The following is a 24,990-nucleotide window of genomic DNA, read 5'->3' as shown; positions in this document are numbered from 1 at the left end:
GCGTCCACGGTACGGACGCGCAGGCCACCGGCCGGACGGGCGGACGCAGAATGGCGTCATGGGTCACCTGCGGCGGACACGGCACGGCCGCGGACGGCGGGCCCCAGGACGCCGCGCCGCGGGCGCACGGCGAATGGTCACGGCACTGGCGGTGCGCCGGGCTCCCCGGCCTCGACCTGCTGCGCGCCCGCTAGGTGGGGCACGCCTTCCCCGCCACTCCCATGAAGGCTTCGTCATCGCCGTCGTCACCGGAGGGATCGAAGAGGTCGGGCTGTCCGGTGGCGCCGTACGGGCCGGGCACGGCGGCGTCATCATGCTCAACCCGGAGGTGCCGCACAGCGCACGCGCAGGGCAGCGCGAGGGCTGGTCGTACGACACGCTCTACCCCTCCGCGCGGCTCGTCGCCGAGGTCGCCCGGGAGACCACCGGACTGCGCGGCACCCCCGGGTTCGCCGAGACCGTCGCCGACGTGCCCCGGACCGGCCGGCTGATCACCGAGGTGCACCGGGCGGCCGAAGCGGGCGACGTGCTCACCGCCGACAGCCTGCTGAGGGTGGTGCTCGCCCGGCTGCTGCGCCGCTACGGAGGCCCGCTGCCGGTCCGCGCGCCCCGTTCCCGCCCCCGCAGACCCCGACGGCCCTGCCAAGCCGGACTCCGCCGTCATGAGGGACGCCCCGGTGTCGGCGTCGCCGTCGGGCTCTCCGGCTTCGCCTTCGGCGTCACCTCCGCGTGCGCCGGCATCGGCCTGTTGCAGACCTGCGCGCTGAGCCTGCTGGTCTTCACCGGAGCCTCGTAGTTCGCCCTGGTCGGCGCGCTCGCCGCGCACTGGATCATCGACGAGACCGAGACCGAGACCGAGACCGAGACCGAGACCGAGACCGAGACCGAGACCGCGGCCGTCGCCCTCGCCCAGCCCGACCGGCGCAGCGCCAGGCTCGGCTTCACGGTCACCGGTCTCACGCTCCACCTGCTGTGGAACGTCACCACGCTGGTCGGTGCCCTGGGCGCGGGGGCGCTCGGCGACACCGGGGCCCGGGGCCTGGACGTGGCTGCCCCGCCGTCTTCCTGGCGCTGCTCGCCCCGATGCTCAAGAGCGGCGCGGAGCGGGCCACGGCGGGCCTCGCCGTGCTGCTCGTGATGGTGGCCCTGCCGCTGCTGCCCACGGGCGTGCCGGTGCTCCTGTCGGCGCTCGCCGCCCCGGCGGTCCTGAGGGTCCAAGGGCGGCGGGAGCGCACCCGGGGACGCGCCCACGACAACGGGGACGGCCGGACGGCCCCGGAGGAGGACCGGACATGAACACCTGGATCGCGATCGGCGCCACCGCCGTCGGCTGCTACCTGGTCAAGTACCTCGGCCTGCTGGCACCTTCAGGGCTGCTGGAGCGCCCCCGGGTCAAGCGGCTGGCGGCGCTGCTCCCGGTGGCCGTCACGGCCGGGGTGCGTGCCCTGGGCGGCTGACGGCGGGGAGGCGACGGGCGGCCGACGGGGCCCTGGTGCCCACCGGGGGTGCCGCTCCCTCCGGGGCCGGGTGGCCGGGCCCCGGCCCGCCTCGTCAGCCGATGTCCCGCCCGTAGGCGCGCAGGGTCAGCAGTGCCCGGAGAGTGACCATCGGGCGGCACTCCAGGGCCGTTCCCGGCGCCCAGAGGCGCCAGTTGACCGGCCAGCCGCCGTCCTCCTGCTGGAGCGAGGCGAGATGGCCGAGCGCGCGGTCGAGTTCCGTGTCCGTGAACCAACTGCGGGCCCACGAGCCCGGTGTGGCCGCGTAGTCGTACGCGAAATGGTGCTCCCCGGGGGCGTACCCCTCGGGTACCGCGGTCCGGTCCGCCCGCGCCGGATCCAGCACGACCAGGCCGCGGTCCCGTACCAGCGTGCCCAGACGGCGGGCCGCGGCGGCGGCCCGCGGGCGGTCGGGGGCGCCGTCCAGGAAGGCCACCGCCGCCCTGACCTCGTACGGGTGGGTCTCCTCCAGCGATTCCACCGCCGCCCAGCAGTAGTCGGTGGCCCGGAACAGCCAGGCGTGCCAGGCGTCGTTGCGGTGCAGCGTGCCCACCACGGGGCCGGTGGCCAGCAGGGAGCTGGGCGGGTCGTCGACCACCGGGATCCAGGGGGCGGCCGGATAGCCGCGCAGCGAGGGGTGCAGCGCGGGCAGTGCGCCCTCCGGTGTCGAAATGTGCGTCAGATAGCGGCAGATGCGCTCGATGTGCCTGCTGTCGCAGCGCCCGATGCGGTCCAGGACGTCCAGCGCGTGTGCGGTGTGCAGCGGCTGGCTGACCGGGCCGCGCAGATCGGGCTCCAGCGCGTGGCCGTAGCCGTCGTCGTCGTTGCGGTACGCGGCGAGCGCGGTCTCGACCGGCCCGGCGTCGCCGTTGAGGAAGTGGTAGGCGAAGAGCCGCTGTTCGAGCACCCGGGCGGTGAGCCAGACGAAGCGCTCCGCTCGGGCCAGAGGGGTCGGCGATGGGCTTACATTTTCGGCCATGGCCCGACGGTAAGGCCGGTTCACGGTGGTGACACCGGCTCCGGTGCCGGTGCCCTCCCAGGGCGGGACACGGAAGGCTTGTGGTTGACGTCCGGGGGGGCCGGACCGTGTGCGCGGGAGGAAGCGCGGGGACGGGCGTCGGCCCGATGGCCGTAATGCGGCCCTGTGCGGCAGGCTGTGGTATGCGGAGGGCGGGGCTGCGGGCTGCGCGCCGGGGCATGGCAGGGCATGTGGTGCGGGAACTGGACGATGACGCTTCGCCGATCCGCGTCTGCGCAGCGGGTGCCCGGGAGGCGGTGATGACTCGGTACTGTGCCTAAGCGGGGTGTGGTCCTTACGGGCCCGGGTAATTTCGGCCCTTTCGGCGCAATGGCGATGACGTACTCGGCGGCCCGGAACAGCACATGAAAAAGTCCCGCCGGTTTTTTTAATGGCGCTTTGCCTACGCCAAAAACAAGACAAAAACGTTGACACTCGAACTGCGGCTTCGTACCGTTTTCCCTCGTACGGGGGCGTATCTTCATGCATGCGCGGCATGCCCTGTGCAGTCGGCGATTACGACGCACGGACGGATCGGTCAATGGATTCTCGTATGTCACGCTCGCCGCGGCTGCCCGAGAACGGTGGTGGCGTCGGCCAGGAAGCGGCCGGGCCCCAATTGACCCGACGTGAGATCGAGGTTACTCAGGCGGTCGCGGCCGGTCTTTCGAATCGAAGAATAGGGCGGCAGCTCGGGATTTCCGAGTGCACCGTGAAAGTCCACATCCGGTCGATTTTCATCAAGCTGGACGTGTCCACGCGTACCGAAGCGGCGGTGCTCGCGCTGCGCGACGGGCACATCGCGATGCAGGGTCCTGCGGGCGACGCGTAGCGCCGGGCGGCCGTCCCGAGGGGTCGCCCACGGGCGCAGCGGGGCGAGGGTGCCGAGCGCGCCCCGCGCCGTCCGCACGCCGGGAACCGGCTCGGGGGCGCGGCGGCGGCGTACACGCGACGGGCCACGCGGTGTCGGCGGACCGCCCGAACCCCCGCCCCACGCCGACGAGTTGCACGCCCCTCTTGCGGCATACCGCCCGGTCTGCCGTTCCCGGGCGCTGATCCGGTGCCCAGCATTTAGCCGAGCTAATACCTCGGGGCACTTTCGTCGCTGGACTCATCCCTGCGGACCGCCGAGCATGGATCCATGACGTCAACTCCGTCCCCTCGCGCCCCGGCCCGAGCTGCCGCCGAAGGCCCGGCCGGGGCCTGGGGTGTCGGTGACCGCGCGGACAAAGGGGCCGGCTCCCCACGTGCGGGAGCCGGCCCCTGGGTTGCCGTGAAGGCGTGCGGGTGGCGTGGGCGGTTGATGACTCAGACGGGCGGTATGACACCCGCCTGTAGCGCGGTGATGGCGGCCTGGGTGCGCGAGGCCACCCGAAGCTTGGTGAAGATGGACCGGATGTGGGCTTTGACGGTGTGCTCGGAAATCCGCAACTCGCGGCCTATCCTGCGGTTTGACATTCCTTTTACAATCGCCGTCAGAACTTGGACTTCGCGATCCGTCAACTTTGTGTGGGGGGTGCGCTGCTGGCTGAGTGTCATGCTCTGCGCACCAACGAGGGCCGGGTTAATGCATGGGATATTCCATTGGGTGACATATTCCCTGCGACCTTCTGGTGTCAGGTCAACGAGTGGCTCAATGGCTATCAAAACTATACAACATTGGAACCGGCTATGATGGTTCACGTGTCGAATATGTCGACTCCGTGCGGAAACGTATCGTGCGAACCCGCCCGCCACGCACACCGGTTGCCGTTCCTCTTCTTCTCCGGGCGGCCGTGCCTGGACTTCGCGGCGACGAGAGGCGGATGCGGAGACCGTGACACCGAACGCATCGGCACCGCGGACCGCCTGACGCGGTGGGGGATCGAAGCGGGGCTGCTCCCGGACGACGGCGGGGCAAGGGGGGCCACGGAGCGCATCGCGCAGGAGGCGCGCGGTCTGCGCGAGTGCCTCTACCGCGCCGTGTGGGCCAAGATGGACGGCGGCATCCCGCGCCGCGCGGACGTCGCGGAGGTCAACGGCTGGGCGCGGTCCACGCCGCTGCCGCTGGCGCTGAGCGCCGACGGGCGGAGCCGGGCGTGGGCGGGCACGGAGACGGTGACCGGCATGCTCGCCTCGCTGGCCCGGGACGCGGTCGAGCTGCTCACCGACGTCGACCCCGCCCGGCTGCGCGAATGCGCGGGGGAGACCTGCATGGTCGTCTTCCTCGACCAGTCCCGTACGAACAGCCGGCGGTGGTGCTCGATGGACCTGTGCGGCAACAGAGAGAAGAAGTCGAGCCTCAAGCGGCGCCACTCCGGCGTGCGTTGACGGTCGCTCGCGGCTCCCAGGGCGTGTCCGACGGGTCGCCGTGACGCCACGGCGACCCGTCGGTCACGCCCGGAGGCTGTCCCTAGTACTCGCGATCTACGACGAGGAGGCGACTGTCGCGGCCGGTCCCGGCAGCCCACTCTTGAGTGCGTGATCGCTACGGAAGCACGGAGATTTTCCTGTCTGGGCCCCGGAGGGGCGTTCACCGGGCTTGCGCTGCGCGGCCTCCTGGCGTCCTCCGGCACACCGCCCACACCGCCCACACCGCCGGCACCTGCCACGACGGCCGCGGCTGAGGCGCCCGTGCCGGACGCCGCCGCCGGACGCCGCGGCCTGACCGGACCCGCCCGCGGGACACCGGGACGCAGGGCCGCCACCCGCTCCGCCGCCACCCGCTCCGTACCGGTCACCCGCATCACCGGCACCGACGGTTCCCCGCGCAGCGCCTCCGCACACCTTCGAACCACCTCTGAATGAGGGGCCCGAAACGTCTATGGACACCTGGATGAACCACCGGCCCACCGCCGCCCCGTGGCGCGCTCTGCCGGCCGCCCAGCAGCCCGAATGGCCCGACCGGGAGGCACTCGACGCGGTTCTCGACCGGCTGGCAGGGCAGCCCCCGCTGGTCTTCGCCGCGGAGTGCGACGCGCTCCGCCACCGGCTCGCGGACGTTGCCCGCGGCGAGGCGTTCCTGCTCCAAGGGGGCGACTGCGCCGAGGTGTTCGACGGCGCGGGCTCCCGGGCCGTACCGGGAAAGGTCGAGACGCTGCTCCAGATGGCGGTCGTGCTCACCTACGCCGCGTCGACGCCCGTCGTCCCCGTCGGCCGGATCGCCGGCCAGTACGCCAAGCCGCGCTCCAGCCCGACCGAGACCCGCGACGGCGTGACGCTGCCCTCGTACCGCGGCGACTGCATCAACGGACACGAGTTCACCGCCGAGGCGCGCACCCCCGACCCGCAGCGGCTGGGGAGGATGTACGAGAGCTCGGCGGCGACCTTGAACCTGATCCGCGCGCTGACCGCGAGCGGCCACGCCGGCCTGCACCAAGCGCACGCCTGGAACCGCGAGTTCGTGCTCCGCTCACCGGTCGGCGAACGCTACGAGCGTCTGCTCGGCGAGATCGAGACCGCGCTCGGCTTCATCCGCGCCTACGGCCTCGACCGGTCCGCGGGCAGCCGTCCGCCGGAGTTCTACGCCAGCCACGAAGCGCTGCTCCTGGACTACGAATCGGCTCTGGTGCGGACCGATACGCGAACCGGAAGGCCGTACGCCGGATCCGGCCACCTGTTGTGGATCGGGGAGCGCACCCGCCAACTGGACGGCGCGCACATCGCCTTCGCCGCGGGCATCGGCAACCCCATCGCCGTCAAGCTCGGCCCGACCGCCCTCCCCGAGGACGCGCTGGCCCTCGTCGAACGGCTCGACCCGTACCGAGAGCCGGGACGGCTCACCTTCCTCACCCGTATGGGCAAGGACCGCATACGGGACGTCCTGCCGCCCCTCGTCGACGCGGTGACCCGCAGCGGCGCCCGCGTCGCCTGGGTCTGCGACCCGATGCACGGCAACACCTTCGAGGCGCCCACCGGGCACAAGACCCGCCACTTCGACGACATCGTCGACGAGGTGACCGGCTTCTTCGAGGTCCACCGGGGACTCGGCACCCACCCCGGCGGCATCCATGTCGAACTCACCGGCGACGCCGTCACCGAATGCCTGGGCGGCGGCGACGACGTGGCCCCCGAAGACCTGCACCTGCGCTACGAGACCTCCTGCGACCCCCGGCTCAACCGCCGCCAGTCGATGGATCTCGCCTTCCACGTCGCCCAGTTGTACCGCGAGCAGGCCCGCCCCCGGCCGCCGCACCCACAGGAGGACACATGCGATACCACTTCGAGGACTTCCCCGCCGGCCGCACTCACGACCTCGGCCGGGAGCGCCTGACCGCGGACGACATCACCGGCTACGCGCGCCGCTTCGACCCGATGCCCTTCCACCTCAGCGAGGAGACGGCCCGGCATTCCCCCTTCGGAGGGCTGGTGGCCAGCGGCTGGCACACGGGGGCCGTGGTGATGGGCCGGTTCGTCCGCACCCTGCTGGCCGACTCCGCGTGCCAGGGGTCGTACGGCATGGACGAGGTCAGGTTCATGCAACCGGTGCGCCCCGGCGACGAGTTGGCGGCTCGCGCGGAGGTCGAGGCGGCCGAACCGCACCACAAGCGGCCCGGCATCGGCGTGGTGAGCTTCCTGGTCACCGCCGCCAACCAGGACGGCGCGCAGGTCTACCGGATGCGGACGCGGCTGCTCTTCGCCCGCCGCACCGCCGCCACGGCCACCGGCTCCGCGCGCGCAGAGCAGGGCGCGACGTGACCGGGCCGCTGCGCGCGGCCGACGTGCCGGAGGTCAGGGCCGAGCTGACCGCCTGGCTGGCGGATGCCGGCGGCGCCCACTGGGGGCGCGAGTTCGCCCTCCGGAGCGCCGCCGAACTGCCGCAGGAGTACCGGTCCGACCCCTACGGGGCCGCTGCCGCCCTCGCGCACCGCGCCGCCGCGGGACTGCGGGACGCCGAGATGTACTACGTGGCGGGCGAGATGGCGCAGCTGGCCGCGGCGGCCGGCGAGCGGCTGCCCGCCTACCGGCTGCACCACGAGGAACTTCCCGCCGAGCGCGGGCTGCTGATCTGGGAAGTCCCCTGCACCGTCTACCGGATGGGCCCCCTACGGGTTCCGGTGCGTGCGGCGTCGTGGGCGCCGCACGGCAGCGGCGTCGAAGTCATCCTGTGGGGCCTGACCGACGACCGGATCGCCGAGCAGGAACGCGTCTCACGGGTGTCGGGCAACCGACTGCGCGCCCAGCTCCCGGCGCTGGACCGGATAGCCTCCAGCGTCCTGCCGTACGGGCAGCTGCCCCGCTGGCTCGGCCCGGCCGGATGGGAATCCGAGCAGGACTACGACTGGCACGCCCGCGCCGAGCGCACCGTGCTGGCCACCTGGCTGCTGATGGGACAGCAGACCCTCGTCCACGCGTCCCAGACGCAGGCACCGCGCTCCGCCGTCCGCCGCATCCGACGGCTGGACCCCGGCGTGCCGACCCGGATCACCTCCGTCCAGCTGCGCCGCGCCATGGCCGACGGGCAGCCTTCCGGGGCGCGGGGGCGGCGCGATTACCACCACCGGTGGACGGTCCGCGGACACTGGCGCAAGCAGTGGCTGCCCGCACGTGAGGCGCACCGCCCGGTATGGGTGTCGCAGCACGTCAGGGGCCCGCTGGGCGCGCCGCTGCTGGGCGCGGAGCGGGTCGACGTCCTGCGGCACTGACGGGTGCCCGGAGGAAGGCGGCGGCTGTGCCCGTACGGGGGCCGCCGCCTCCGTGCTCCTGGGAGAGGCGAAGGCTCTACTCTGCGTACGTATCCGCACCGCATGCCCGAGGAGGGCGCACGAGGTGGCGCCGCCGTGGATGCTTGATGCGGCGGGGACGGGATCCCCCGGAACGCCCTGCCGGTCGCGCAGGGGCGGAAAATACAAAAAACGTGCAGTTCAGAGCGGGTACGGAGCGGAATTCATGCGGTTGACGGTCTTCTGGGAGCGAATGGCGGATCACTTCGGAGCGGCGTACGCCGACTCGTTCGCCCGCGATCACGTGATGTCCGGGCTCGGCGGCCGGACCGTCCAGGAGGCGCTGGCCGCGGGGTGGAGCGCCAAGGACGTGTGGCGGGTGGTCTGCGCCACGATGGACGTGCCGGAGAGCAAGCGGTGAGCGCCCCGATGCGGCGCACGCCCGGCGGAGATCCGGGGTACGGCGGAGACTGCCGGACCCGTGCGCGAGACTGGCTTCGTGCCCGCGACTGAAGACACGACCAGCAACGACGACCGACGGCCTCCGGAGGCGACCGGTGCGCGGATGCCGCGCTGGCTGCCGCGCGCCATGGTGCTCGCGCTCGCCCTGGTGGCCTGCTTCCAGCTCGCCAGCTGGGGGTTCCACCAACTGATCAACCTGCTCCTGAACATCCTGATCGCGTTCTTCCTGGCGCTGGCCGTCGAGCCGGCGGTGGACTGGATGGCGCACCGCGGGGTGCGCCGCGGCCTGGCCACCGGCCTGGTCTTCTGCGGCATCCTCATCGCCGCCGCGGGCTTCTTCGCACTCCTCGGGTCGATGCTGGCCGGCCAGATCGCCAAGATGGTCGAGGAGTTCCCGCAGTACCTGGACGACGTCATCAGCTGGGTGAACGGCACCTTCCACACCCACCTCTCGCGTCTTGAGGTGCAGAACAACCTCCTCAAGTCCGACTGGCTCCAGAAGTACGTCCAGGACAGCGCCAACAACGTCCTCGCGGTGTCGGCCACGGTGCTCGGCAGCCTGTTCAACCTCCTGTCGGTGGCACTGTTCTCGTTCTACTTCGCGGCCGACGGCCCGCGGCTGCGCCGTGCCCTGTGCTCGGTGCTCCCGCCGAGCCGCCAGACGGAGGTGCTGCGCGCCTGGGAGATCGCCGTCGCCAAGACCGGCGGTTACCTCTACTCCCGCGGCCTGATGGCGCTGATCTCCGGCGTCGCGCACTACGTCCTGCTGGAGATCCTGGGGGTGCCCTACGCCCCGGCGCTGGGCATGTGGGTCGGCCTCGTCTCCCAGTTCATCCCGACCATCGGCACGTATCTGGCGGGCGCCCTGCCCATCCTGATCGCGTTCACCGTCGACCCCTGGTACGCGCTGTGGGTGTTCGGCTTCGTCGTGATCTACCAGCAGTTCGAGAACTACCTCCTGCAACCCCGGATCACCGCGCGGACGGTGGACATCCACCCCGCCGTCGCCTTCGGCTCGGTCGTCGCCGGCACCGCCCTGATGGGCGCGGTCGGCGCGCTGATCGCGATCCCGGCGACCGCGACCCTGCAGGCGTTCCTGAGCGCGTACGTCAAGCGCTACGAGGTCACCGACGATCCGCGGGTGCACGGCAGGGGCCGGCGCAGGCGCGGCGCCGCGGCCCTGGCGCGGGTGCGGCGCACCCTGCACGACCGCCATCCGTCCACGCATCCGAAGGACCGGGAGGCGGGCGCGGACGGGGGCGGGGACCGGAGCGAGGACGGCGGCGGCTCCGGTGGTGACGGCCGCTCCGGCGGGCCGGACGACCGCTGAGCGGGCGCGCGGCCGGGCGGGTGTGCCGCCCGGGGCGATGCGCTTGACACCAAAATCGAACATCCATTCTTATAGAGATCCGACCCGTGTTCTGGAGCATTGCCGCGGAGTTATCCACAGGTCGGAGCCGGGTCCGGGCGCGTTGTCAGTGGCAGGCGTTAGCGTCATGGACGTGAAGCGATCGACTCAAGCAAATCGGGTGGAACCCATGGCAGGCACTGACCGCGAGAAGGCGCTCGACGCCGCGCTCGCACAGATTGAACGGCAATTCGGCAAGGGCGCCGTGATGCGCATGGGGGAGCGGCCCAACGAACCCATCGAGGTCATCCCCACCGGATCGACCGCGCTCGACGTGGCGCTGGGCGTCGGCGGCATCCCTCGTGGCCGCGTCGTCGAGGTCTACGGCCCGGAGTCCTCCGGTAAGACGACCCTGACCCTGCACGCGGTGGCCAACGCCCAGAAGGCCGGCGGCTCGGTGGCGTTCATCGACGCCGAGCACGCGCTCGACCCCGAGTACGCCAAGAAGCTCGGCGTGGACACGGACGCCCTGATCCTGTCCCAGCCGGACAACGGCGAGCAGGCGCTGGAGATCACGGACATGCTGGTCCGTTCCGGCGCGCTCGACCTCATCGTCATCGACTCCGTCGCCGCCCTGGTGCCGCGGGCCGAGATCGAGGGCGAGATGGGCGACTCCCACGTCGGTCTCCAGGCCCGGCTGATGAGCCAGGCCCTGCGCAAGATCACCAGCGCGCTCAACCAGTCCAAGACCACCGCGATCTTCATCAACCAGCTCCGCGAGAAGATCGGCGTGATGTTCGGCTCGCCGGAGACCACGACCGGTGGCCGCGCGCTGAAGTTCTACGCCTCGGTGCGTATCGACATCCGCCGCATCGAGACCCTCAAGGACGGCACGGACGCGGTCGGCAACCGCACCCGCTGCAAGGTGGTCAAGAACAAGGTGGCCCCGCCCTTCAAGCAGGCCGAGTTCGACATCCTCTACGGCCAGGGCATCAGCCGTGAGGGCGGCCTGATCGACATGGGTGTGGAGCACGGCTTCATCCGCAAGTCCGGCGCCTGGTACACGTACGAGGGCGACCAGCTCGGCCAGGGCAAGGAGAACGCCCGCAACTTCCTCAAGGACAACCCGGACCTCGCCAACGAGGTGGAGAGGAAGATCAAGGAGAAGCTGGGCATCGGCGTCAAGCCGCAGGAACCGGGGGCGGAGCCCGGCGCGGACGCGGCAGCCGCGAGCGAGCCGGCCAAGACGGTTCCGGCGCCGACCGCCAAGGGCGCCAAGGCTTCCAAGGCCGCCGCGGCCAAGAGCTAGCCCGTCATGACGCGGCGAACGGACTGGTCCGGCAGCGAGGACGGCTACGGCCGTGCTGCGGACGACGCCGAGAACCGTAGAGGCCACAGAGGCCGTGAGGACAGCGGTGGTCCCTCCTCGTCGAGGGACGGGACGGGACCACCGCGCACACCCGAAGAGCAGGCACGGGCGATATGCCTGCGCCTGCTCACCGGCGCCGCGCGCACCCGCAGCCAGCTCGCGGACGCCCTGCGCAAACGGGACATCCCCGAGGATGTGGCGGACGCGGTGCTCTCCCGCTACGTGGAGGTCGGCCTCATCGACGACGCGGCCTTCGCCGACGCCTGGGTGGAGTCCCGCCACCACGGCCGGGGCCTGGCCCGTCGCGCGCTCGCCCGCGAGCTGCGGACCAAGGGCGTGGAATCCGAGGTGATCGACGAGGCCGTCGGCCGCCTCGATTCCGAGCAGGAGGAGGCCACCGCCCGCGAACTGGTCGAGCGCAAACTGCGCACGACCAGAGGACTCGACCGCGACAAGCGCCTGCGCCGGCTCGCCGGGATGCTGGCCCGCAAGGGGTACCCCCAGGGCCTCGCCCTGCGCGTCGTCCGGCAGGCCCTGGAGGACGAGGGCGAGGACCCGGAGCTGCTGGAGCAGTGGGCCCAGGACTAGGGCGCTTCCGACGGATCTAGGGAGCGTCCGGGGCCGGCCCGCCCGGTCGGCAACCGGGCCGGTCGTTCCGGTCCGCAGCCGGGCCGGCCGCTCGGGTCAGCCGCCGGTGACCGGCAGGCCCGCGGCGCGCCACGCCTGGAATCCGCCGATCAGATCGGTGGCCCGGTGCAGCCCCAACTGGTGCAGCGAGACCGCAGCGAGGCTCGACGCGTATCCCTCGTTGCAGACGACCACGACGTGGAGATCGTGACGGTCCGCCTCCGGCAGGCGGTGGTCGCCCGTCGGGTCGAGCCGCCACTCCAGCTCGTTGCGCTCCACGATCAGCGCCCCGGGGATGGTGCCGTCGCGCTCCCGCAGGGCGGCGTAACGGATGTCCACGAGAAGCCCGCCGGCCTCCCGGGCCGCGGCGGCCTGTTCCGGCTCCAGACGGTCCAGCGTCCCGCGGGCCCGCTCCAGCAGTTGATCGATGGCGCTCATCCCCACACCTCCGGCTGTTCGACCTCTTCCAGACGGAACACCGGGCCGGTGCGGCTGTAGCGCCGGATCAGGGGAAGCGGCGGGTAGTAGGCGTGCACGGACACCGCGTGGGTGTCCTGCGAGGCGTTGAGCACGTCGTGCACGTGGTGCGGGCCGAAGGCGCGACCGCGGCCGTCACTCAGGGTGCGCTCCCGGTCGACGCCGTCGGAGAGTTCCAGGGTCTTCCAGCCCTCGGTGGGTAGCCGGACCGCCAGTGAGTGCTCGGTCAGCTCGCCGCTCGCGGTGGCGAAGGCGCCGCGCGAGCCGCCGTGGTCGTGCCAGCCGGTGCCCGTACCGGGCGGCCAGCCGATCAGCCACACCTCACTGCCGCCCGGCCCGTTCAGCCGGAGCCAGGTGCGGCCTTCGGGGTCGAGCGGGAGGGAGGCGACGAGCGCGCGGTCCGCGGCGGTGCGGCGGACGAATGCGAGGAGTTCGGTCGCGCCGGGACCGCCGGAACTCTTGGCGGTCTGCGGGCGCGCAGGGACATGGACATCGGGCACGGGAACCGTCCTGAATGATCGCGAAGAGGCGCGGCCACCACGGCGGGAAGCCGGGGCCGCGCGGGGAGGAAGAGCGGATCAGCAGAACGGACGACACGTGCAGCCCGCGTAGCGGACCAGGTCCAGATGGACCCTCCGCCACAATCGCGAGCCGTGATCAGTCACCTTCGGAGTGAAACACGGACGTTCCCACAGGGTCAACCGGCGAGCCGGCCCCAGGACCTGCCGCGGCTGCCTCACCGGCTCCCGCGGGACCTGGCACCCCGGCGCCCTCGCCGGCCTCCGAACTCCCGGACGGCGCACCGCCGTTACCCGCCCCGCCCGCCGGATGCCGTGCCGCCCGCCCGAACGGACCGCCGCGCACCGCCGTCGCGCAGGCGTGCAGCTCGGCCGGGCGGACACCGGACATGGCGGTGACGAGATGGCCGTCGGGCCGCACCAGCAGGACGGTGTGCGCGGCGGCTCCCGGATACTCCTCGGCGACCAGCACCTCGGCCTGCATCGGCAGTGCGGCGACCGCGTCGGTCAGCCGCGGCATCAGCCCGGCGGACTGCCAGTGCCTGCGGTCCCAGACCCCGGTGCCCGGCGCGATCAGTATCACCAGCAGCCCCTGGCCCAGCCGGTCGCGCAGCGGCACCACCGAACCGTCGGCCGCGGTCACCGGGACGTCGGCGACCGGCGCCCCCGGCAGGGTGCCCACCGGCGTCCCCGTGGTGTGCGCGGCGGGCGGCGCGAGCGGGGAGCGGGCGTAGACCGGGGGCGCGCCCAGCGGGCCGCGCCCGAGGTGGCCGTCCGTCAGGAGGGCGCAGTGGCCGCGGACGGCGCCAGGCAGCGCCCGCCGCAGGCCGGCCGTGCCGCCCTCACGCAGCAGCGGCAGCGCCTGGTCGGCGGCGCGCAGCCGCGCGGCGACCGCACCCCTGCGCTCGGCCTGATAGCTGTCGAGCAGCGTCTCCGACGCACCGTGGTGCCAGGCGAGGCCCAGCTTCCAGGCGAGGTTCTCGGCGTCCCGCAGCCCCTCGTCCAGGCCCTGGGTGCCGAGCGCGCCCAGCAGGTGCGCGGCGTCCCCCGCCAGGAAGGCGCGGCCCAGCCGCCAGCGCCTGGCCAGCCGGTGGTGGACGGTGTGCACCCCGGTGTCGAGCAGTTCGTACGGCGGCACCGGGCGGACGCTTCCGCGGCCCCGGGAGGGCCCGCCGGTTTCGGGGGTGGCCGCTTCGGCGGCCCAGCCGGCCAGCGAGTCACGGATCCGCGCCACCAGGGCATCGGGGGTGACCAGCTCGCGTCCCGGCGGCAGCAGCCAGTCCAGCCGCCAGACGCCGTCCGGCAGCGGCCGTGCGCAGACCTCGGCGCCAAGACCGCCGCCCTGCCGCCCGGGTGAGCGGTGCAGCAGCGCCTCGCCAGGCCAGGGCAGTTCGGCGCGGACCGCGGCCACCGCATGGCGTTCGACGGCGGTGCGGCCGGGGAAACGGATCTCCAGGAGTTTGCGGACCGTCGAGCGTGGGCCGTCGCAGCCGACGAGGTAACTCCCGCGCCACCACGTGCCGTTGGTGCCCCGGGTGTGCGCGCTGACACCGTCCGCGTCCTGCTCCAGGCCGGCCAGCCGGCCGCCGGTGATGATCTGGGCCAGCTCCTCACGCGCCAGCGCGGCGCGCAGGGCACGGGTCAGCGCGTGCTGGGGGAGGTGGACCGGAGAGCCGGCGCCCGGCGTGCCGCCGGGGTGCCCGCCGTCCTCGGGTCCTTCCTGTCCGGGGCCGAGGACGACGTGCTCCATCAGCCGCCTGCGGCGTACCGTGCGCCAGCCCGACCAGCGGGTGCCCGCCGACTCCACCGCGTCCGCGCAGCCCAGCCGGCCGACGAAGTGCGCGGTGTCCTCGCGCAGCACGGCCGTACGGGCGGGACGGACGGCCTCCTGCTCGGTGGTGTCGTCGAGCACGAGGGAGGGGACGCCCATCCGGGCCAGGGAGAGTGCGAGGGAGAGGCCGACCGGCCCCGCCCCGACGACGATCACCGGGTCCACGGCATGGCTCCCCGGCCCCGGTGGTGCGACGTGTCGGTACGGGAACTGGCAGTTGGAGCCCGGTGCGTGATCACACAGCGTATGCAACCCACTGCGACGGCCCGCGTCAAGTGACGGAGGCGGCGGTACCCGCACCGCCGCCTCCGTACACACCTGAATGCCGCCGTTCCCGACGGCCGGGCCGTTCGCCCGGGGCCGCCCCGCCTACCGGGCGGACGCGCCGGTAGGGGCACCCGGGCCGTCCAGGGCATCGGTCGCGGTCACCGGCTCGCCGGCCTCGGCCACGCCGATGCCGGTCTTGGTGCGCCGGCCGCGCCGCTCGATCCAGGTGGCGAGGCCGGACAGGGCCAGGCACATCGCGACGTAGATCGTGCCGGTGACGATGATGACCGGAACGTAGGTGTCCGAGCCGTTGACGATGATGTTGGTGCTCATCTGGCGTGCGGTGAAGAGGAGTTCCTCGAACGTGATGATGTAGCCGAGCGAGGTGTCCTTCAGCGTCACCACGAGCTGGCTGATGATCGTCGGCAGCATGGCCCGCACCGCCTGCGGGATCAGCACCGTCACCATGACCTGCGTCTTGCGCATGCCCAGCGCGTAGGCGGCCTCACGCTGGCCCTTGGGCACGGAGTTGATGCCCGCCCGCAACACCTCGGCCTGCACCGATCCGTTGTAGACGGTCAGGCCGACGACCAGCGCCCAGAACTGCGGGTCGTTGCCCGACAGGCCGAGCGCGTCACGGTTGGCGAGCAGGATCACCCACAGCACGTAGATGGTGATCAGCAGCGGGATGGCGCGGAACAGTTCGATGAATCCGGTCGCCAGCAGGCGCACCGGCTTGTGGTCGGACAGCCGGGCCACGGCCAGCAGCACGCCGAACGCCAGGGAGAGCACCGCGGCGACCGCGAAGACCCCCAGCGTGGTGAGCACGCCGTCGCGGATGTTGGTCCGCACACCGGCGTTGTTGAAGATGTTCCAGACCTCGGGTTCGAACTGCCCCTTGGCGTACAGCCGTTGCAGGATGAACGCGATCAAGGCCACCACCGCGACCGAACCGACGACGGTGTAGACGCGGTTGCGCGCCTTCGTCTTCGGACCCGGTGCGTCGTAGAGAACGCTCGCGCCGCTCATGCCGATACCTCGCTTCGTTCCGCCCCGCCTGCGCGCGGCACCCACGTCGTACTGATCCGCCTGCTGTCCGCGCTCACCTGGCCACTCCCATCCGGTGTTCGAGGAACCGGAAGACTCCGCTGATGGCGAAGGTGATGACGAGGTAGGCCAGGGCGATCCACAGGAAGATCCAGGCGATGGCGAATCCCTGGTCGCTGAGCAGCTTGGAGACGCTGAACAGTTCGGCGACGCTGAAGGCGCCGGCGATCGCGGAGTTCTTCGTCAGCGCGATGAAGATGCTGCTCAGCGGCGGCAGCACGGTGCGGGTCGCCTGCGGGAGGATGATCATCCGCAGGGTCTGGGCGAACGTCATGCCGAGGCTGCGGGCGGCCTCCGCCTGCCCCACCGGCACCGTCGAGATGCCGGAGCGCACCGCCTCGCAGACGAACGACGAGGTGTAGAAGCCGAGCGCCAGCGTGGCCAGCACGAACGGGCTGGTGCCGGGGAAGAGGATCTGCGGCACCACGAAGAAGGCGACCAGGAAGAGCAGCGTCAGCGGCGTGTTCCGCAACACCGTGACCCAGGCCGTCCCGAAGACGCGCAGCGGCGGAATCGGGGAGACCCGGAAGCCGGCTATGAGGATGCCGAGCACCAGCGCGAGCACCGCGCTGGCCGCGGTGATCGCCAGGGTTCCGAGGAACCCGTCACGGAACTCGGGAAGATGATCGAGGAGTACGTTCATGGGGTCTCCGCGGTAGCGGTCGGGTCGGCGGCGGGAAGGGGCGGGGGGCCGGAGCGCACGGGCCGGAAGACAGCACGCCCCGTACACCCGACCCGGCGGGCGTACGGGGCGGCGCGGCCTGTGACGTGCGCGGGCGCCTCAGTACCGCGGAAGCGGCAGGTCGGGCGCGGTGTCCTTGGTGAAGGGCGAACCCGACTTGCCGAGCGTGCCGTTGTACGCCTTCTCGTAGTCGCCGTTCTTGATGTGGTTCTCCAGCGCCTTGCTGATCGCGTCGCGCAGCGCCTTGTCGTCCTTCTTCATGCCGACGCCGTACGGCTCCTTGGTGAAGGGCTTCTCGACGACCCGGAGCTTCTCGTGCCGCTGGGCGGCGTAGCCCTTGAGGATCGCGTCGTCGGTGGTGACGGCGTCGACCTGGCCGTCGAGCAGCGACTTGACGCAGTCCGAGTACTTCGACAGCTGGACGGTGTCGGCGCCGTACTTCGGCTTCTTGATCTCCTGGAGCGGCGTGGAGCCGACGATCGAGCAGACCTTCTTGCCCTTGAGGGAGGTCGGCCCGGTGATGGACTTGTCCTCCTTGCGCACCAGGAGGTCGGCGCCCGCCGTGTAGTACGGGCCCGCGAAGCCGACCTGCTTCTTGCGCTCGTCGTTGATCGTGTAGGTACCGACGTAGTAGTCGACCTGCCCCTTGGAGATGGTCGTCTCGCGCACGTTGGAGTCGATCGTGTCGAACTTGATCTGCTTCTCGGAGAATCCGAGGTCGGCGGCGACCATCTTGGCGATCTCGATGTCGAAGCCGGAGTACGTGCCCGCCGTGTCCTTGAAGCCGAGGAACGGCTGGTCGGCCTTGACGCCGATGACGATCTTCTTCGCCGCCTGCGCCTTCTTCAGCACCGGGGAGTCGACGGTGACCCCCGACGCGACCTTGTAGTCGCCGCTGTAGACATCGCCGCCGGCCGGCTTGTCGCCCGCCGTACCCGACTCGCCGCCGCACGCGGTCGCCGTCGCTGCCAGCGCGAGCACCACCGCACCCGCCGCAGCCGTCTTACGCATCCTCATGGTGAACATCCTTTGGTTCCACAGGTGTGGGCAATCAGGGGGCCTGGCCGGTTCTCAGTGATGCAGGATCTTCGACAGGAAGTCCTTCGCCCGGTCGCTGCGCGGGTTGTTGAAGAACTGGTTCGGCTCGGCCTCTTCGACGATGCGTCCGTCGGCCATGAAGACGACCCGGTTCGCGGCGGAACGGGCGAAGCCCATCTCGTGCGTGACGACGACCATCGTCATGCCGTCCCGGGCGAGCTGCTGCATGACCTCAAGGACCTCGTTGATCATCTCCGGGTCCAGCGCCGACGTCGGCTCGTCGAACAGCATCACCTTCGGATCCATCGCCAGCGCACGGGCGATGGCCACCCGCTGCTGCTGGCCGCCGGACAGCTGCGCCGGGTACTTGTCCGCCTGGGTTCCCACTCCCACCCGGTCCAGCAGGGCGCGGGCCTTCTCCTCCGCGGCTGCCTTGCCGGCCTTGCGGACCTTGGTCTGGCCCAGCACGACGTTCTCCAGCACCGTCTTGTGCGCGAAGAGGTTGAAGGACTGGAAAACCATCCCCACGTCGGCGCGCAGCCGCGCCAACTCCCGTCCCTCCTGCGGCAACGGCTTGCCGTCGATGCTGATGCTGCCGGTGTCGACGGTCTCCAGGCGGTTGATCGTGCGGCACAGCGTCGACTTGCCGGAGCCCGAAGGCCCGATCACCACGACGACCTCGCCGCGGTGGATCGTCAGGTCGATGTCCTGTAGCACGTGCAAGGCGCCGAAGTGCTTGTTGACGTTGTCCAGCACGACCAACTGGTCCCCGGCCGGTGCGGGGCCCTGGTCGTTCTTGGTCACCGATACTTCGCTCATCGGCGGGTAGCTCCGTCCTCCTCGGTTGGGGAGGACCCTAGGACGGCCTGCGACCAGCGTCATTACATCTGAGGGGAAATTGAGGATAACGATCCGGCCGCGGAGCGTAACGATCCGGCCGCGCCAGGACCGGTGCCGCGGGCCGCGGAGGTTGCCGGAACCGGGGCATCCGGGCGCGGGCGTACCGGCTGGATAACGGATGGCGTCGGTGAGGTGACCGCCCCTTGACGCGCGCACCTTCCATCGCGGTAGATGCCCTGTGGCCCGTGCACGCTGTGGAGAGGGAGGCCGATGAGACTGCTGCTCGTCGAGGACGACGACCATGTCGCAGCGGCCCTGTCCGCGGTGCTGGCCAGGCACGGATTCGCCGTCGTCCACGCCCGCAACGGCGACGAGGCACTCCAGGCCCTGCTCCCGGACGCCGCGGAACCGTTCTCCGTGGTGCTGCTCGACCTCGGCCTGCCCGACCAGGACGGATTCGAGGTGTGCGGCCGGATCCGCAAGATCTGCGCCACCCCCGTCATCATGGTCACCGCGCGCTCCGACGTGCGCTCGCGCATCCACGGCCTCAACCTCGGCGCCGACGACTACGTCGTCAAGCCGTACGACACCGGTGAACTGCTCGCCCGCATCCACGCCGTGAGCCGCCGCAACCCGGTCGGCGGCGCCGAGCCGCACCCCGAGGAGAGCGGCCCCGAAGAACCGCTGCGGCTCGGCGCCGTCACCGTCGAACTGCCCACCCGCCAGGTGTCGGTGGGCGGGGTGGCGGTGCCGCTGACCCGCAAGGAGTTCGACCTGCTGGCGCTGCTCGCCCAGCGGCCCGGCGTGGTCTTCCGGCGGGAGCAGATCATCAGCGAGGTGTGGCGCACCAGTTGGGAGGGGACCGGCCGGACCCTTGAGGTGCACATCGCCTCGCTGCGCGCCAAGCTGCGGATGCCCGCGCTGATCGAGACGGTCAGGGGGGTCGGCTACCGCCTGGTGGCCCCCGGTTCCGGCACCGTGCCGGCCACCCGGCCGCCCGCGTCGCCGGCCCGCTGACGGCCCCGCCCGGTCATGCGCACCCGACTCCTCCCGCTGCTCATCGTCCTGCTCGCCGGGGTGCTGCTCGCCCTCGGCATCCCGCTCGGGGTGATCACCGCGGGAGTGGAGCAGCAGAAGGTGGTCGTCGACCGCATCGACGACGCCGCACGGTTCGCGTCCCTCGCCCAGTTCGTCACCGCGCGCCCCGGTGCGGACGGCACCGCGGGCGGCGCCGACGAGGACGAACGGCGGGCCACCCTCGCCGGCGAACTGGCCCGCTACCACGACCTGTACGGCATACGGGCCGGCGTCTTCCACCGCGACCGCTCGCCGATGGCCGCGGCCCCCGGCGGCTGGCGGATACCGCAGGAGGGCGAGGGCGACCAGGCGTTCAAGGAGGCGCTGGCCGGTCACCGCAGCCACGATCCCGGACAGGTCTGGCCCTGGGACGACGGCGGACGCATCCCGGTCGCCTCGCCCGTCGTGCGGGACGGCGACGTGGTGGCGGTGGTCTTCACCGACTCACCCACCGGGCAGATGCGCGCCCACACTCTGCACGGCTGGCTGCTGATCGCCGCGGGCGAGTGCGCGGCCATGCTCGTCGCGGTCGCCGCCGCGTTCCGGCTCACCAGCTGGGTCCTGCGCCCGGTACGTGTCCTGGACGCGGCCAGCCACGACATCGCCACCGACCGGATGAAATCCCGCGTCGCCGCCACCGCGGGCCCGCCCGAACTGCGGCGCCTGGCCCGCTCGTTCAACGAAATGGCCGACCACGTCGAAGAGGTACTGGAACAGCAGCGCGCCTTCGTCGCCGACGCCTCCCACCAACTGCGCAACCCGCTCTCCGCGCTGCTGCTGCGCATCGAGCTGCTGGCGCTCGAACTCCCCGAGGGGAACGAGGAGATCGCCGCGGTCCGCACCGAGGGCAAGCGGCTGGCCCGCGTCCTGGACGACCTGCTCGGCCTCGCGCTCGCCGAGCACACCGCGGCCGACCTCCAGCTCACCGACGTCGCCGCGCTGGCCGCCGAGCGGGTGGACTCCTGGCGCCCGCTGGCCGACGACAGGGAGGTGCGCCTGACGTACGAGGGGCACAGCGCCGTCACCGGGTGGGCCGATCCGATAGCGCTCTCCAGCGCCCTGGACGCCGTAGTCGACAACGCCCTGAAGTTCACCCCGCCCGGAGGACCGGTCACGGTGCGGGTCGCGCCGGACGGGGACGCCGTACGGATCACCGTCGCGGACGGCGGCCCCGGGCTCACCGAGGACGAACTCGCCCGTATCGGCGACCGGTTCTGGCGCAGCGGCCGGCACCAGAACGTCTCGGGCTCCGGTCTCGGCCTGTCCATCACCCGGGCCCTGCTCGCGTCCGGCGGCGCCGGCATCGACTACGCCCCGCACGAGCCGCAGGGGCTGCGGGTCACCGTCACCGTGCCGCGGCACGGGCCGTGAGGTGCCCTGTGGCGCTGACCACGTTCCCTGGGGGCGCGCCGGAGACCTGTGCTAGTGTGAATGCCGTTGCAGTTGTGGTACCCATGAACTTTGTGTGCGCCCGGAGGCTGGAAGCCCCGGGCGTTCATTGTTTTCCGGACCTTTATCCGGTGTGGGGCAATCATCTCGGCGACGTGGAGTCCGCGAAGTGCGGCCTCCGGTTTGCCCCATGAAGGAGAAAATTATGGCTTCCGGCACCGTGAAGTGGTTCAACTCGGAAAAGGGCTTCGGCTTCATCGAGCAGGACGGCGGCGGCCCCGACGTCTTCGCCCACTACTCGAACATCAACTCGCAGGGCTTCCGTGAGCTCCTCGAGGGCCAGAAGGTCACCTTCGACGTGACCCAGGGCCCCAAGGGCCCGCAGGCGGAGAACATCAGCGCCGCCTGACACTCACGTGTCTCGCGGACGGGGCCCGCACCGGCCAGCCCGGTGCGGGCCCCGTCCCGTATGCGCAGGGCACCTGCCCGCGAGCAGTACCGCGTCCCCCCGTACACCTCGGTCCCCGAGCGCTGTCACACGGGTGAGTGCGCGGCCGGCACGACCACGCCTCACCTCCCCAGAAGGGTCTTCAGTGACACGAGCGACCGCACCGCGACAGAGTGCCGCACCCCGCACGTCCCCCCGGACACCGGCCCCCGCGCCGGTCGGCTCCTTCGACGAGCTTCCGCTGGCCCCGGCCCTCCTGACCGCGCTGCGTGCGCAGGGCGTCACCGAGCCGTTCCCCATCCAGGCGGCCACCCTCCCCGCGACGCTGGCCGGCCGTGACGTGCTCGGCCGCGGGCGCACCGGGTCGGGCAAGACCCTCGCCTTCGGCCTCGCGATGCTCAGCCGCACGGCGGGCCGCCGGGCCGAGAGCAAGCGCCCGCTCGCCCTCGTCCTCGTTCCCACCCGCGAACTCGCGGGGCAGGTCGCCGACGCGCTCACGCCCTACGCCAAGGAACTCGGCCTGCGGATCACCACCGTCGTCGGTGGCACCTCGATCAACCGCCAGGTCGACGCGCTGCGCCGCGGCGCCGAGGTCCTGGTCGCCACCCCCGGCCGGCTCGCCGACCTCCTCGACCGCCGGGCCTGCGCCCTCGACAAGGTCACCGTCACGGTCCTCGACGAGGCCGACCAGATGACCGACATGGGCTTCCTGCCGCAGGTCACCCGCCTGATGGAGAAGGTCGACCCGGACGGGCAGCGGATGCTGTTCTCGGCGACCCTCGACCGCAACGTCGACAAGCTGGTGCGCCGCTTCCTGACCGACCCGGTCACCCACTCCGTGGACCCGTCGGCCGCCACCGTCACGACCATGGACCACCACGTCCTGTACGTCGACGACACCGACAAGCGCGCCACCACCACCGAGATCGCCGCCCGCGAAGGCCGCGTGATCATGTTCGTGGACACCAAGCGCGGCGCCGACCGGCTCACCAAGCACCTGCTCGCCCAGGGCGTACGCGCCGCCGCGCTGCACGGCGGCAAGTCCCAGCCGCAGCGCACCCGCACGCTGGAGCAGTTCCGCACCGGCCACGCCTCCGCGCTGATCGCCACCAACGTCGCGGCCCGCGGCATCCACATCGACGGCCTCGACCTCGTCGTGAACGTGGACCCGCCGACCGAGGCCAAGGACTACCTGCACCGCGGCGGCCGTACCGCCCGCGCGGGCGAGTCCGGCACCGTCGTCACGCTCGTCACGCCGGGCCAGCGCCGCGACATGACCCGGCTGATGCGCCAGGCGAAGATCACCCCGGACACCGCCAAGGTCCGCCCGGGGGACGCCGACCTCATACGGATCACCGGCGCCAGGACGCCGAGCGGCGAACCCGTCGTGCTCACCGCGCCCGCGGCGGCACCGTCCGCGGGCTCGCGCCCCGGTGGCGGCGGCGCAGCAGGCGGACGGCGGCGCCCGCGCCGCAGCAGGCCGGCCCGCCGCCCTTCCCGGGCACCCCGGGCCTGACGCCGCGCACACGGAGCGGGCCCGCCGGTCTCACCGGCGGGCCCGCTCCGTCGTCCGTGCTCAGGGCTTCTCCGACACGTAGTAGCGCCTGGCCCCCTCGTGCAGCGGCAGCGGATCGGTGAACACCGCCGTCCGCAGGTCCACTTTCTGGGCGGCGTGCACCTGCCGCCCTATCGCGTCCCGGCTGTTGATGACGGTCCGGGTGATGCCCTCCGTGCGAGCGGCGTCCTCCCGGTCCGTCGTCACCAGCAGGTTCGCCACCGCGATCGTCTTCACCGCCTGCCCGTCCTGGGCCTGCGGATAGGCGTCGGCCGGCATCACGGCGGAGCGGTAGTAACGGTTCGGCGGGCCCTGCCGGTGCAGCGCGCCGAGCAGGTCGCCGAGCTGGACGAGCCGCACAGGGAAGCGCTCCTCCAGGTGCTGCACCGCGGCGGTGGGCAGCCCGCCCGACCAGAAGAAGGCGTCCAGCTTCCCCTTCCGCAGCAGCTCGGGCATCCGGTCGATACCGACCCGCACCGGCACGATGTCCTTGCCGAAGTCCAGGCCCGCGGCCTTCACGAGCCGCCGGGTGATCAACTGGACCCCCGAACCGTCGGCGCCCACCCCCACCCGCAGCCCGCCCAGTTCCTTCGCCGAGCGCAGCCGCGACGCCTTGGGCACCACCAGCTGCATGTAGTCGTCGTACAGCCGCGCGCAGGCCCGCAGCGCGTCCGCGCCCTTCTCGCCACGGGCCTGGTAGGCGGCGACCGCGTCGGCGGTCGCGATGGTGAACCCGGCGCTCCCGGAGGCCAGTTGGCGCAGATTGTCGATCGAGCCCTCGCTGCGCTTCAGCCGCAGGTCGAGCTCCGGCATGTCGTGCGCCAGATCCTGCCGGAGCAGCTCCCCGTAGCGCGCGTACACGCCGGTCGGCACCCCGGTCGCCAGCGTCACCTCGCCGCCGCGCGACGGGGCGCCGCCCGGGGACAGCAGCCACCACAGGAACAGTCCGAGCACGGCCAGGGCAGCGGTCGCGACGCGGAGCGTGCGGCGGCCGGCGGGGCGGGCGATTGCGGTGACCATGAGCGGATCCTGCCAGCACCCGCGGGGCCCCGGAAGCCTTCCGTGTGAGCCGTGTACCGCCACCCGCGCCGCCGGCCTCGGTCTCGGGCGGCTGCTGCCGGCACAGGGCGAGCCCGTGCGGGTGCGGAGCGTCGCGCTGGGCCACTGGAACACCGACCCGCGTCGAGGCGTTCGATGTCCGGTACGCCGGGGAGCAGGCCGGGCGGTCGGGGCGGGAGTGACGGACGGTGCGCGGGCGGCCCCTTCGGTGTGCGGGCCCGGACGGCGGCCCGGTCCGCCCGCTGCGCGATAATGCCGGTATGCGGATCTCAGCCAGGGCGGACTATGCGGTGCGGGCCGCGCTGCAGCTCGCGGCGGCCGGGGACGCGGGTCCGCTCAAGGCCGAGGCCATCGCCGAGGCCCAGGACATCCCGCGCAAGTTCCTGGAAGGCATCCTCAACGACATGCGCCGCGGCGGTCTCGTCGTCAGCAGGCGTGGTGGCAGCGGCGGTTACCGGCTGGCCAGGGACGCGCGGGAGATCAGCATCGCGGACGTCATCCGGGTCATGGAGGGCCCGCTGGTGTCGGTGCGCGGCGTGCGCCCGCCCGAGCTGGCGTACTCAGGTCCCGCGCGGTCGCTGCTGCCGCTGTGGATCGCGCTGCGGGCCAACGTGCGGCAGATCCTGGAAGGGGTCTCGCTGGCCGACGTGGCGGCGTCCGAACTGCCCGGCGATGTGTCCGAACTGGCCGACGACCCCGAGGCGTGGACCAACCCGTAAGGCGTCCGGATGGCAAGACGG

Annotated in this window: 26 protein-coding genes and 3 pseudogenes; 19 read left to right on the top strand and 10 right to left on the bottom strand. The window is 72.0% G+C overall.

From position 1 onward, the window contains the following. The first annotated feature begins 50 nt into the window (after nt 1-50). The 4 genes and pseudogenes from ACGFNI_RS25955 to ACGFNI_RS25940 all read left to right on the top strand — a co-directional run. Nucleotides 51-194 carry a hypothetical protein gene (locus tag ACGFNI_RS25955; RefSeq protein WP_393687041.1) on the top strand — a complete coding sequence of 48 codons (144 nt, stop codon included), beginning with the start codon at nt 51-53 and terminating at the stop codon, nt 192-194. Between the two features lie 62 nt (nt 195-256). Then, nucleotides 257-490 (top strand): annotated as a pseudogene (locus tag ACGFNI_RS25950) (AraC family ligand binding domain-containing protein); the annotation flags it as partial. Nucleotides 491-662: 172 nt separating this feature from the next. After that, nucleotides 663-1,296: pseudogene (locus ACGFNI_RS25945) on the top strand (AzlC family ABC transporter permease). Then, nucleotides 1,293-1,445: pseudogene (locus ACGFNI_RS25940) on the top strand (AzlD domain-containing protein); the annotation flags it as partial. The pseudogenes ACGFNI_RS25945 and ACGFNI_RS25940, both read left to right, overlap by 4 nt. A 106-nt stretch (nt 1,446-1,551) precedes the next feature. Here ACGFNI_RS25940 and ACGFNI_RS25935 read toward each other — a convergent pair. Continuing rightward, nucleotides 1,552-2,475 (bottom strand): hypothetical protein, encoded by a 924-nt coding sequence (locus ACGFNI_RS25935; RefSeq protein WP_393687040.1) that lies wholly within the window; start codon nt 2,473-2,475, stop codon nt 1,552-1,554. A 592-nt stretch (nt 2,476-3,067) separates the two neighbouring features. Between ACGFNI_RS25935 and ACGFNI_RS25930 the strand changes: the two genes are divergently transcribed. Next, nucleotides 3,068-3,346 (top strand): response regulator transcription factor, encoded by a 279-nt coding sequence (locus ACGFNI_RS25930; protein WP_393687039.1) that lies wholly within the window; start codon nt 3,068-3,070, stop codon nt 3,344-3,346. Nucleotides 3,347-3,822: 476 nt separating this feature from the next. Here the strand turns inward: ACGFNI_RS25930 and ACGFNI_RS25925 are convergent, their stop codons facing one another. Further along, nucleotides 3,823-4,053, bottom strand: a complete 231-nt coding sequence (locus ACGFNI_RS25925) for a response regulator transcription factor (RefSeq protein ID WP_393687038.1) — start codon at nt 4,051-4,053, stop codon at nt 3,823-3,825. A gap of 207 nt (nt 4,054-4,260) precedes the next feature. On the opposite strand from ACGFNI_RS25925, the gene ACGFNI_RS25920 reads away from it, so the two are divergent. From ACGFNI_RS25920 to recX, 9 genes are all read left to right on the top strand, one after another. Further along, entirely contained in the window at nt 4,261-4,824 is a 564-nt protein-coding gene (locus ACGFNI_RS25920) for a CGNR zinc finger domain-containing protein (protein ID WP_393687037.1), read from the top strand. 150 nt (nt 4,825-4,974) lie between these two features. Continuing rightward, a complete protein-coding gene (locus tag ACGFNI_RS25915; protein WP_393687036.1) occupies nt 4,975-5,301 on the top strand; it encodes a hypothetical protein in 327 nt (108 codons plus the stop codon). A 28-nt stretch (nt 5,302-5,329) separates the two neighbouring features. Then, complete coding sequence (locus ACGFNI_RS25910; protein ID WP_393687035.1) at nt 5,330-6,766, top strand: class II 3-deoxy-7-phosphoheptulonate synthase; 1,437 nt, start codon at nt 5,330-5,332, stop codon at nt 6,764-6,766. Further along, nucleotides 6,703-7,191, top strand: coding sequence for a MaoC/PaaZ C-terminal domain-containing protein (locus ACGFNI_RS25905; RefSeq protein WP_393687034.1), 489 nt, complete (start codon nt 6,703-6,705; stop codon nt 7,189-7,191). The genes ACGFNI_RS25910 and ACGFNI_RS25905 overlap by 64 nt, the downstream gene beginning before the upstream one ends. After that, nucleotides 7,188-8,138 (top strand): hypothetical protein, encoded by a 951-nt coding sequence (locus ACGFNI_RS25900; protein WP_393687033.1) that lies wholly within the window; start codon nt 7,188-7,190, stop codon nt 8,136-8,138. Before ACGFNI_RS25905 ends, ACGFNI_RS25900 begins: the two co-directional genes overlap by 4 nt. Nucleotides 8,139-8,382: 244 nt before the next feature. Further along, the gene (locus ACGFNI_RS25895; RefSeq protein WP_393687032.1) at nt 8,383-8,577 is read left to right on the top strand and encodes a DUF3046 domain-containing protein; all 195 of its coding nucleotides are present in this window, start codon (nt 8,383-8,385) and stop codon (nt 8,575-8,577) included. Between the two features lie 144 nt (nt 8,578-8,721). Then, nucleotides 8,722-9,948, top strand: coding sequence for an AI-2E family transporter (locus ACGFNI_RS25890; protein WP_393687068.1), 1,227 nt, complete (start codon nt 8,722-8,724; stop codon nt 9,946-9,948). A gap of 208 nt (nt 9,949-10,156) precedes the next feature. After that, nucleotides 10,157-11,275, top strand: coding sequence for a recombinase RecA (gene recA / locus ACGFNI_RS25885; protein WP_393687031.1), 1,119 nt, complete (start codon nt 10,157-10,159; stop codon nt 11,273-11,275). Nucleotides 11,276-11,281: 6 nt separating this feature from the next. After that, nucleotides 11,282-11,923, top strand: a complete 642-nt coding sequence (recX, locus tag ACGFNI_RS25880; protein ID WP_393687030.1) for a recombination regulator RecX — start codon at nt 11,282-11,284, stop codon at nt 11,921-11,923. Between the two features lie 96 nt (nt 11,924-12,019). Here recX and ACGFNI_RS25875 read toward each other — a convergent pair whose 3' ends face one another. From ACGFNI_RS25875 to ACGFNI_RS25845, 7 genes are all read right to left on the bottom strand, one after another. Further along, nucleotides 12,020-12,400, bottom strand: a complete 381-nt coding sequence (locus ACGFNI_RS25875; RefSeq protein ID WP_393687029.1) for a rhodanese-like domain-containing protein — start codon at nt 12,398-12,400, stop codon at nt 12,020-12,022. Next, nucleotides 12,397-12,939: a cysteine dioxygenase gene (locus ACGFNI_RS25870; protein ID WP_393687028.1), complete on the bottom strand. Its 543-nt coding sequence runs from the start codon at nt 12,937-12,939 to the stop codon at nt 12,397-12,399. The genes ACGFNI_RS25875 and ACGFNI_RS25870 overlap by 4 nt, the downstream gene beginning before the upstream one ends. 157 nt (nt 12,940-13,096) lie before the next feature. Next, nucleotides 13,097-14,953 carry an FAD-dependent monooxygenase gene (locus ACGFNI_RS25865; protein WP_393687027.1) on the bottom strand — a complete coding sequence of 619 codons (1,857 nt, stop codon included), beginning with the start codon at nt 14,951-14,953 and terminating at the stop codon, nt 13,097-13,099. Nucleotides 14,954-15,157: 204 nt separating this feature from the next. Then, on the bottom strand, nt 15,158-16,084 hold the full coding sequence (locus tag ACGFNI_RS25860) for an amino acid ABC transporter permease (RefSeq protein WP_393687026.1): 927 nt from the start codon (nt 16,082-16,084) through the stop codon (nt 15,158-15,160). A 73-nt stretch (nt 16,085-16,157) separates the two neighbouring features. Next, nucleotides 16,158-16,805 carry an amino acid ABC transporter permease gene (locus ACGFNI_RS25855; RefSeq protein ID WP_393687025.1) on the bottom strand — a complete coding sequence of 216 codons (648 nt, stop codon included), beginning with the start codon at nt 16,803-16,805 and terminating at the stop codon, nt 16,158-16,160. 138 nt (nt 16,806-16,943) lie between these two features. Beyond that, on the bottom strand, nt 16,944-17,861 hold the full coding sequence (locus ACGFNI_RS25850; RefSeq protein WP_393687024.1) for a glutamate ABC transporter substrate-binding protein: 918 nt from the start codon (nt 17,859-17,861) through the stop codon (nt 16,944-16,946). Between the two features lie 54 nt (nt 17,862-17,915). Then, nucleotides 17,916-18,701, bottom strand: a complete 786-nt coding sequence (locus tag ACGFNI_RS25845) for an amino acid ABC transporter ATP-binding protein (RefSeq protein WP_393687023.1) — start codon at nt 18,699-18,701, stop codon at nt 17,916-17,918. A gap of 291 nt (nt 18,702-18,992) precedes the next feature. On the opposite strand from ACGFNI_RS25845, the gene ACGFNI_RS25840 reads away from it, so the two are divergent. The 4 genes from ACGFNI_RS25840 (at nt 18,993) to ACGFNI_RS25825 (ending at nt 23,152) form a co-directional block, all read left to right on the top strand. Beyond that, on the top strand, nt 18,993-19,739 hold the full coding sequence (locus tag ACGFNI_RS25840) for a response regulator transcription factor (protein ID WP_393687022.1): 747 nt from the start codon (nt 18,993-18,995) through the stop codon (nt 19,737-19,739). Between the two features lie 15 nt (nt 19,740-19,754). Further along, on the top strand, nt 19,755-21,170 hold the full coding sequence (locus ACGFNI_RS25835) for a sensor histidine kinase (protein ID WP_393687021.1): 1,416 nt from the start codon (nt 19,755-19,757) through the stop codon (nt 21,168-21,170). A 223-nt stretch (nt 21,171-21,393) separates the two neighbouring features. After that, on the top strand, nt 21,394-21,597 hold the full coding sequence (locus ACGFNI_RS25830; RefSeq protein ID WP_393687020.1) for a cold-shock protein: 204 nt from the start codon (nt 21,394-21,396) through the stop codon (nt 21,595-21,597). A gap of 73 nt (nt 21,598-21,670) precedes the next feature. After that, entirely contained in the window at nt 21,671-23,152 is a 1,482-nt protein-coding gene (locus ACGFNI_RS25825; protein WP_393687067.1) for a DEAD/DEAH box helicase, read from the top strand. 60 nt (nt 23,153-23,212) lie between these two features. Here the strand turns inward: ACGFNI_RS25825 and ACGFNI_RS25820 are convergent, their stop codons facing one another. Beyond that, nucleotides 23,213-24,211 carry a TAXI family TRAP transporter solute-binding subunit gene (locus ACGFNI_RS25820; RefSeq protein ID WP_393687019.1) on the bottom strand — a complete coding sequence of 333 codons (999 nt, stop codon included), beginning with the start codon at nt 24,209-24,211 and terminating at the stop codon, nt 23,213-23,215. Nucleotides 24,212-24,510: 299 nt separating this feature from the next. Between ACGFNI_RS25820 and ACGFNI_RS25815 the strand changes: the two genes are divergently transcribed. After that, entirely contained in the window at nt 24,511-24,969 is a 459-nt protein-coding gene (locus tag ACGFNI_RS25815) for an RrF2 family transcriptional regulator (RefSeq protein ID WP_393687018.1), read from the top strand. The last annotated feature ends 21 nt before the right edge of the window (nt 24,970-24,990 follow it).

It is taken from the genome of Streptomyces sp. NPDC048644 (assembly GCF_043199105.1).
Taxonomy (GTDB): Bacteria; Actinomycetota; Actinomycetes; order Streptomycetales; family Streptomycetaceae; genus Streptomyces.
The sequence above is the reverse complement of the archived record's forward strand: the minus strand, read 5'-3'. Positions and strand labels throughout refer to the sequence as shown.

Bases quoted from the DNA above. Each gene is read 5' to 3' on its own strand.
- ACGFNI_RS25955 (WP_393687041.1), top strand. From the start codon at position 51: ATGGCGTCATGGGTCACCTGCGGCGGACACGGCACGGCCGCGGACGGC.
- ACGFNI_RS25935 (WP_393687040.1), bottom strand. From the start codon at position 2,475: ATGGCCGAAAATGTAAGCCCATCGCCGACCCCTCTGGCCCGAGCGGAG.
- ACGFNI_RS25930 (WP_393687039.1), top strand. From the start codon at position 3,068: ATGTCACGCTCGCCGCGGCTGCCCGAGAACGGTGGTGGCGTCGGCCAG.
- ACGFNI_RS25925 (WP_393687038.1), bottom strand. From the start codon at position 4,053: ATGACACTCAGCCAGCAGCGCACCCCCCACACAAAGTTGACGGATCGC.
- ACGFNI_RS25910 (WP_393687035.1), top strand. From the start codon at position 5,330: ATGAACCACCGGCCCACCGCCGCCCCGTGGCGCGCTCTGCCGGCCGCC.
- ACGFNI_RS25905 (WP_393687034.1), top strand. From the start codon at position 6,703: ATGCGATACCACTTCGAGGACTTCCCCGCCGGCCGCACTCACGACCTC.
- ACGFNI_RS25895 (WP_393687032.1), top strand. From the start codon at position 8,383: ATGCGGTTGACGGTCTTCTGGGAGCGAATGGCGGATCACTTCGGAGCG.
- ACGFNI_RS25890 (WP_393687068.1), top strand. From the start codon at position 8,722: ATGCCGCGCTGGCTGCCGCGCGCCATGGTGCTCGCGCTCGCCCTGGTG.
- recA (WP_393687031.1), top strand. From the start codon at position 10,157: ATGGCAGGCACTGACCGCGAGAAGGCGCTCGACGCCGCGCTCGCACAG.
- recX (WP_393687030.1), top strand. From the start codon at position 11,282: ATGACGCGGCGAACGGACTGGTCCGGCAGCGAGGACGGCTACGGCCGT.
- ACGFNI_RS25875 (WP_393687029.1), bottom strand. From the start codon at position 12,400: ATGAGCGCCATCGATCAACTGCTGGAGCGGGCCCGCGGGACGCTGGAC.
- ACGFNI_RS25860 (WP_393687026.1), bottom strand. From the start codon at position 16,084: ATGAGCGGCGCGAGCGTTCTCTACGACGCACCGGGTCCGAAGACGAAG.
- ACGFNI_RS25855 (WP_393687025.1), bottom strand. From the start codon at position 16,805: ATGAACGTACTCCTCGATCATCTTCCCGAGTTCCGTGACGGGTTCCTC.
- ACGFNI_RS25850 (WP_393687024.1), bottom strand. From the start codon at position 17,861: ATGAGGATGCGTAAGACGGCTGCGGCGGGTGCGGTGGTGCTCGCGCTG.
- ACGFNI_RS25845 (WP_393687023.1), bottom strand. From the start codon at position 18,701: ATGAGCGAAGTATCGGTGACCAAGAACGACCAGGGCCCCGCACCGGCC.
- ACGFNI_RS25840 (WP_393687022.1), top strand. From the start codon at position 18,993: ATGAGACTGCTGCTCGTCGAGGACGACGACCATGTCGCAGCGGCCCTG.
- ACGFNI_RS25835 (WP_393687021.1), top strand. From the start codon at position 19,755: ATGCGCACCCGACTCCTCCCGCTGCTCATCGTCCTGCTCGCCGGGGTG.
- ACGFNI_RS25830 (WP_393687020.1), top strand. From the start codon at position 21,394: ATGGCTTCCGGCACCGTGAAGTGGTTCAACTCGGAAAAGGGCTTCGGC.
- ACGFNI_RS25820 (WP_393687019.1), bottom strand. From the start codon at position 24,211: ATGGTCACCGCAATCGCCCGCCCCGCCGGCCGCCGCACGCTCCGCGTC.
- ACGFNI_RS25815 (WP_393687018.1), top strand. From the start codon at position 24,511: ATGCGGATCTCAGCCAGGGCGGACTATGCGGTGCGGGCCGCGCTGCAG.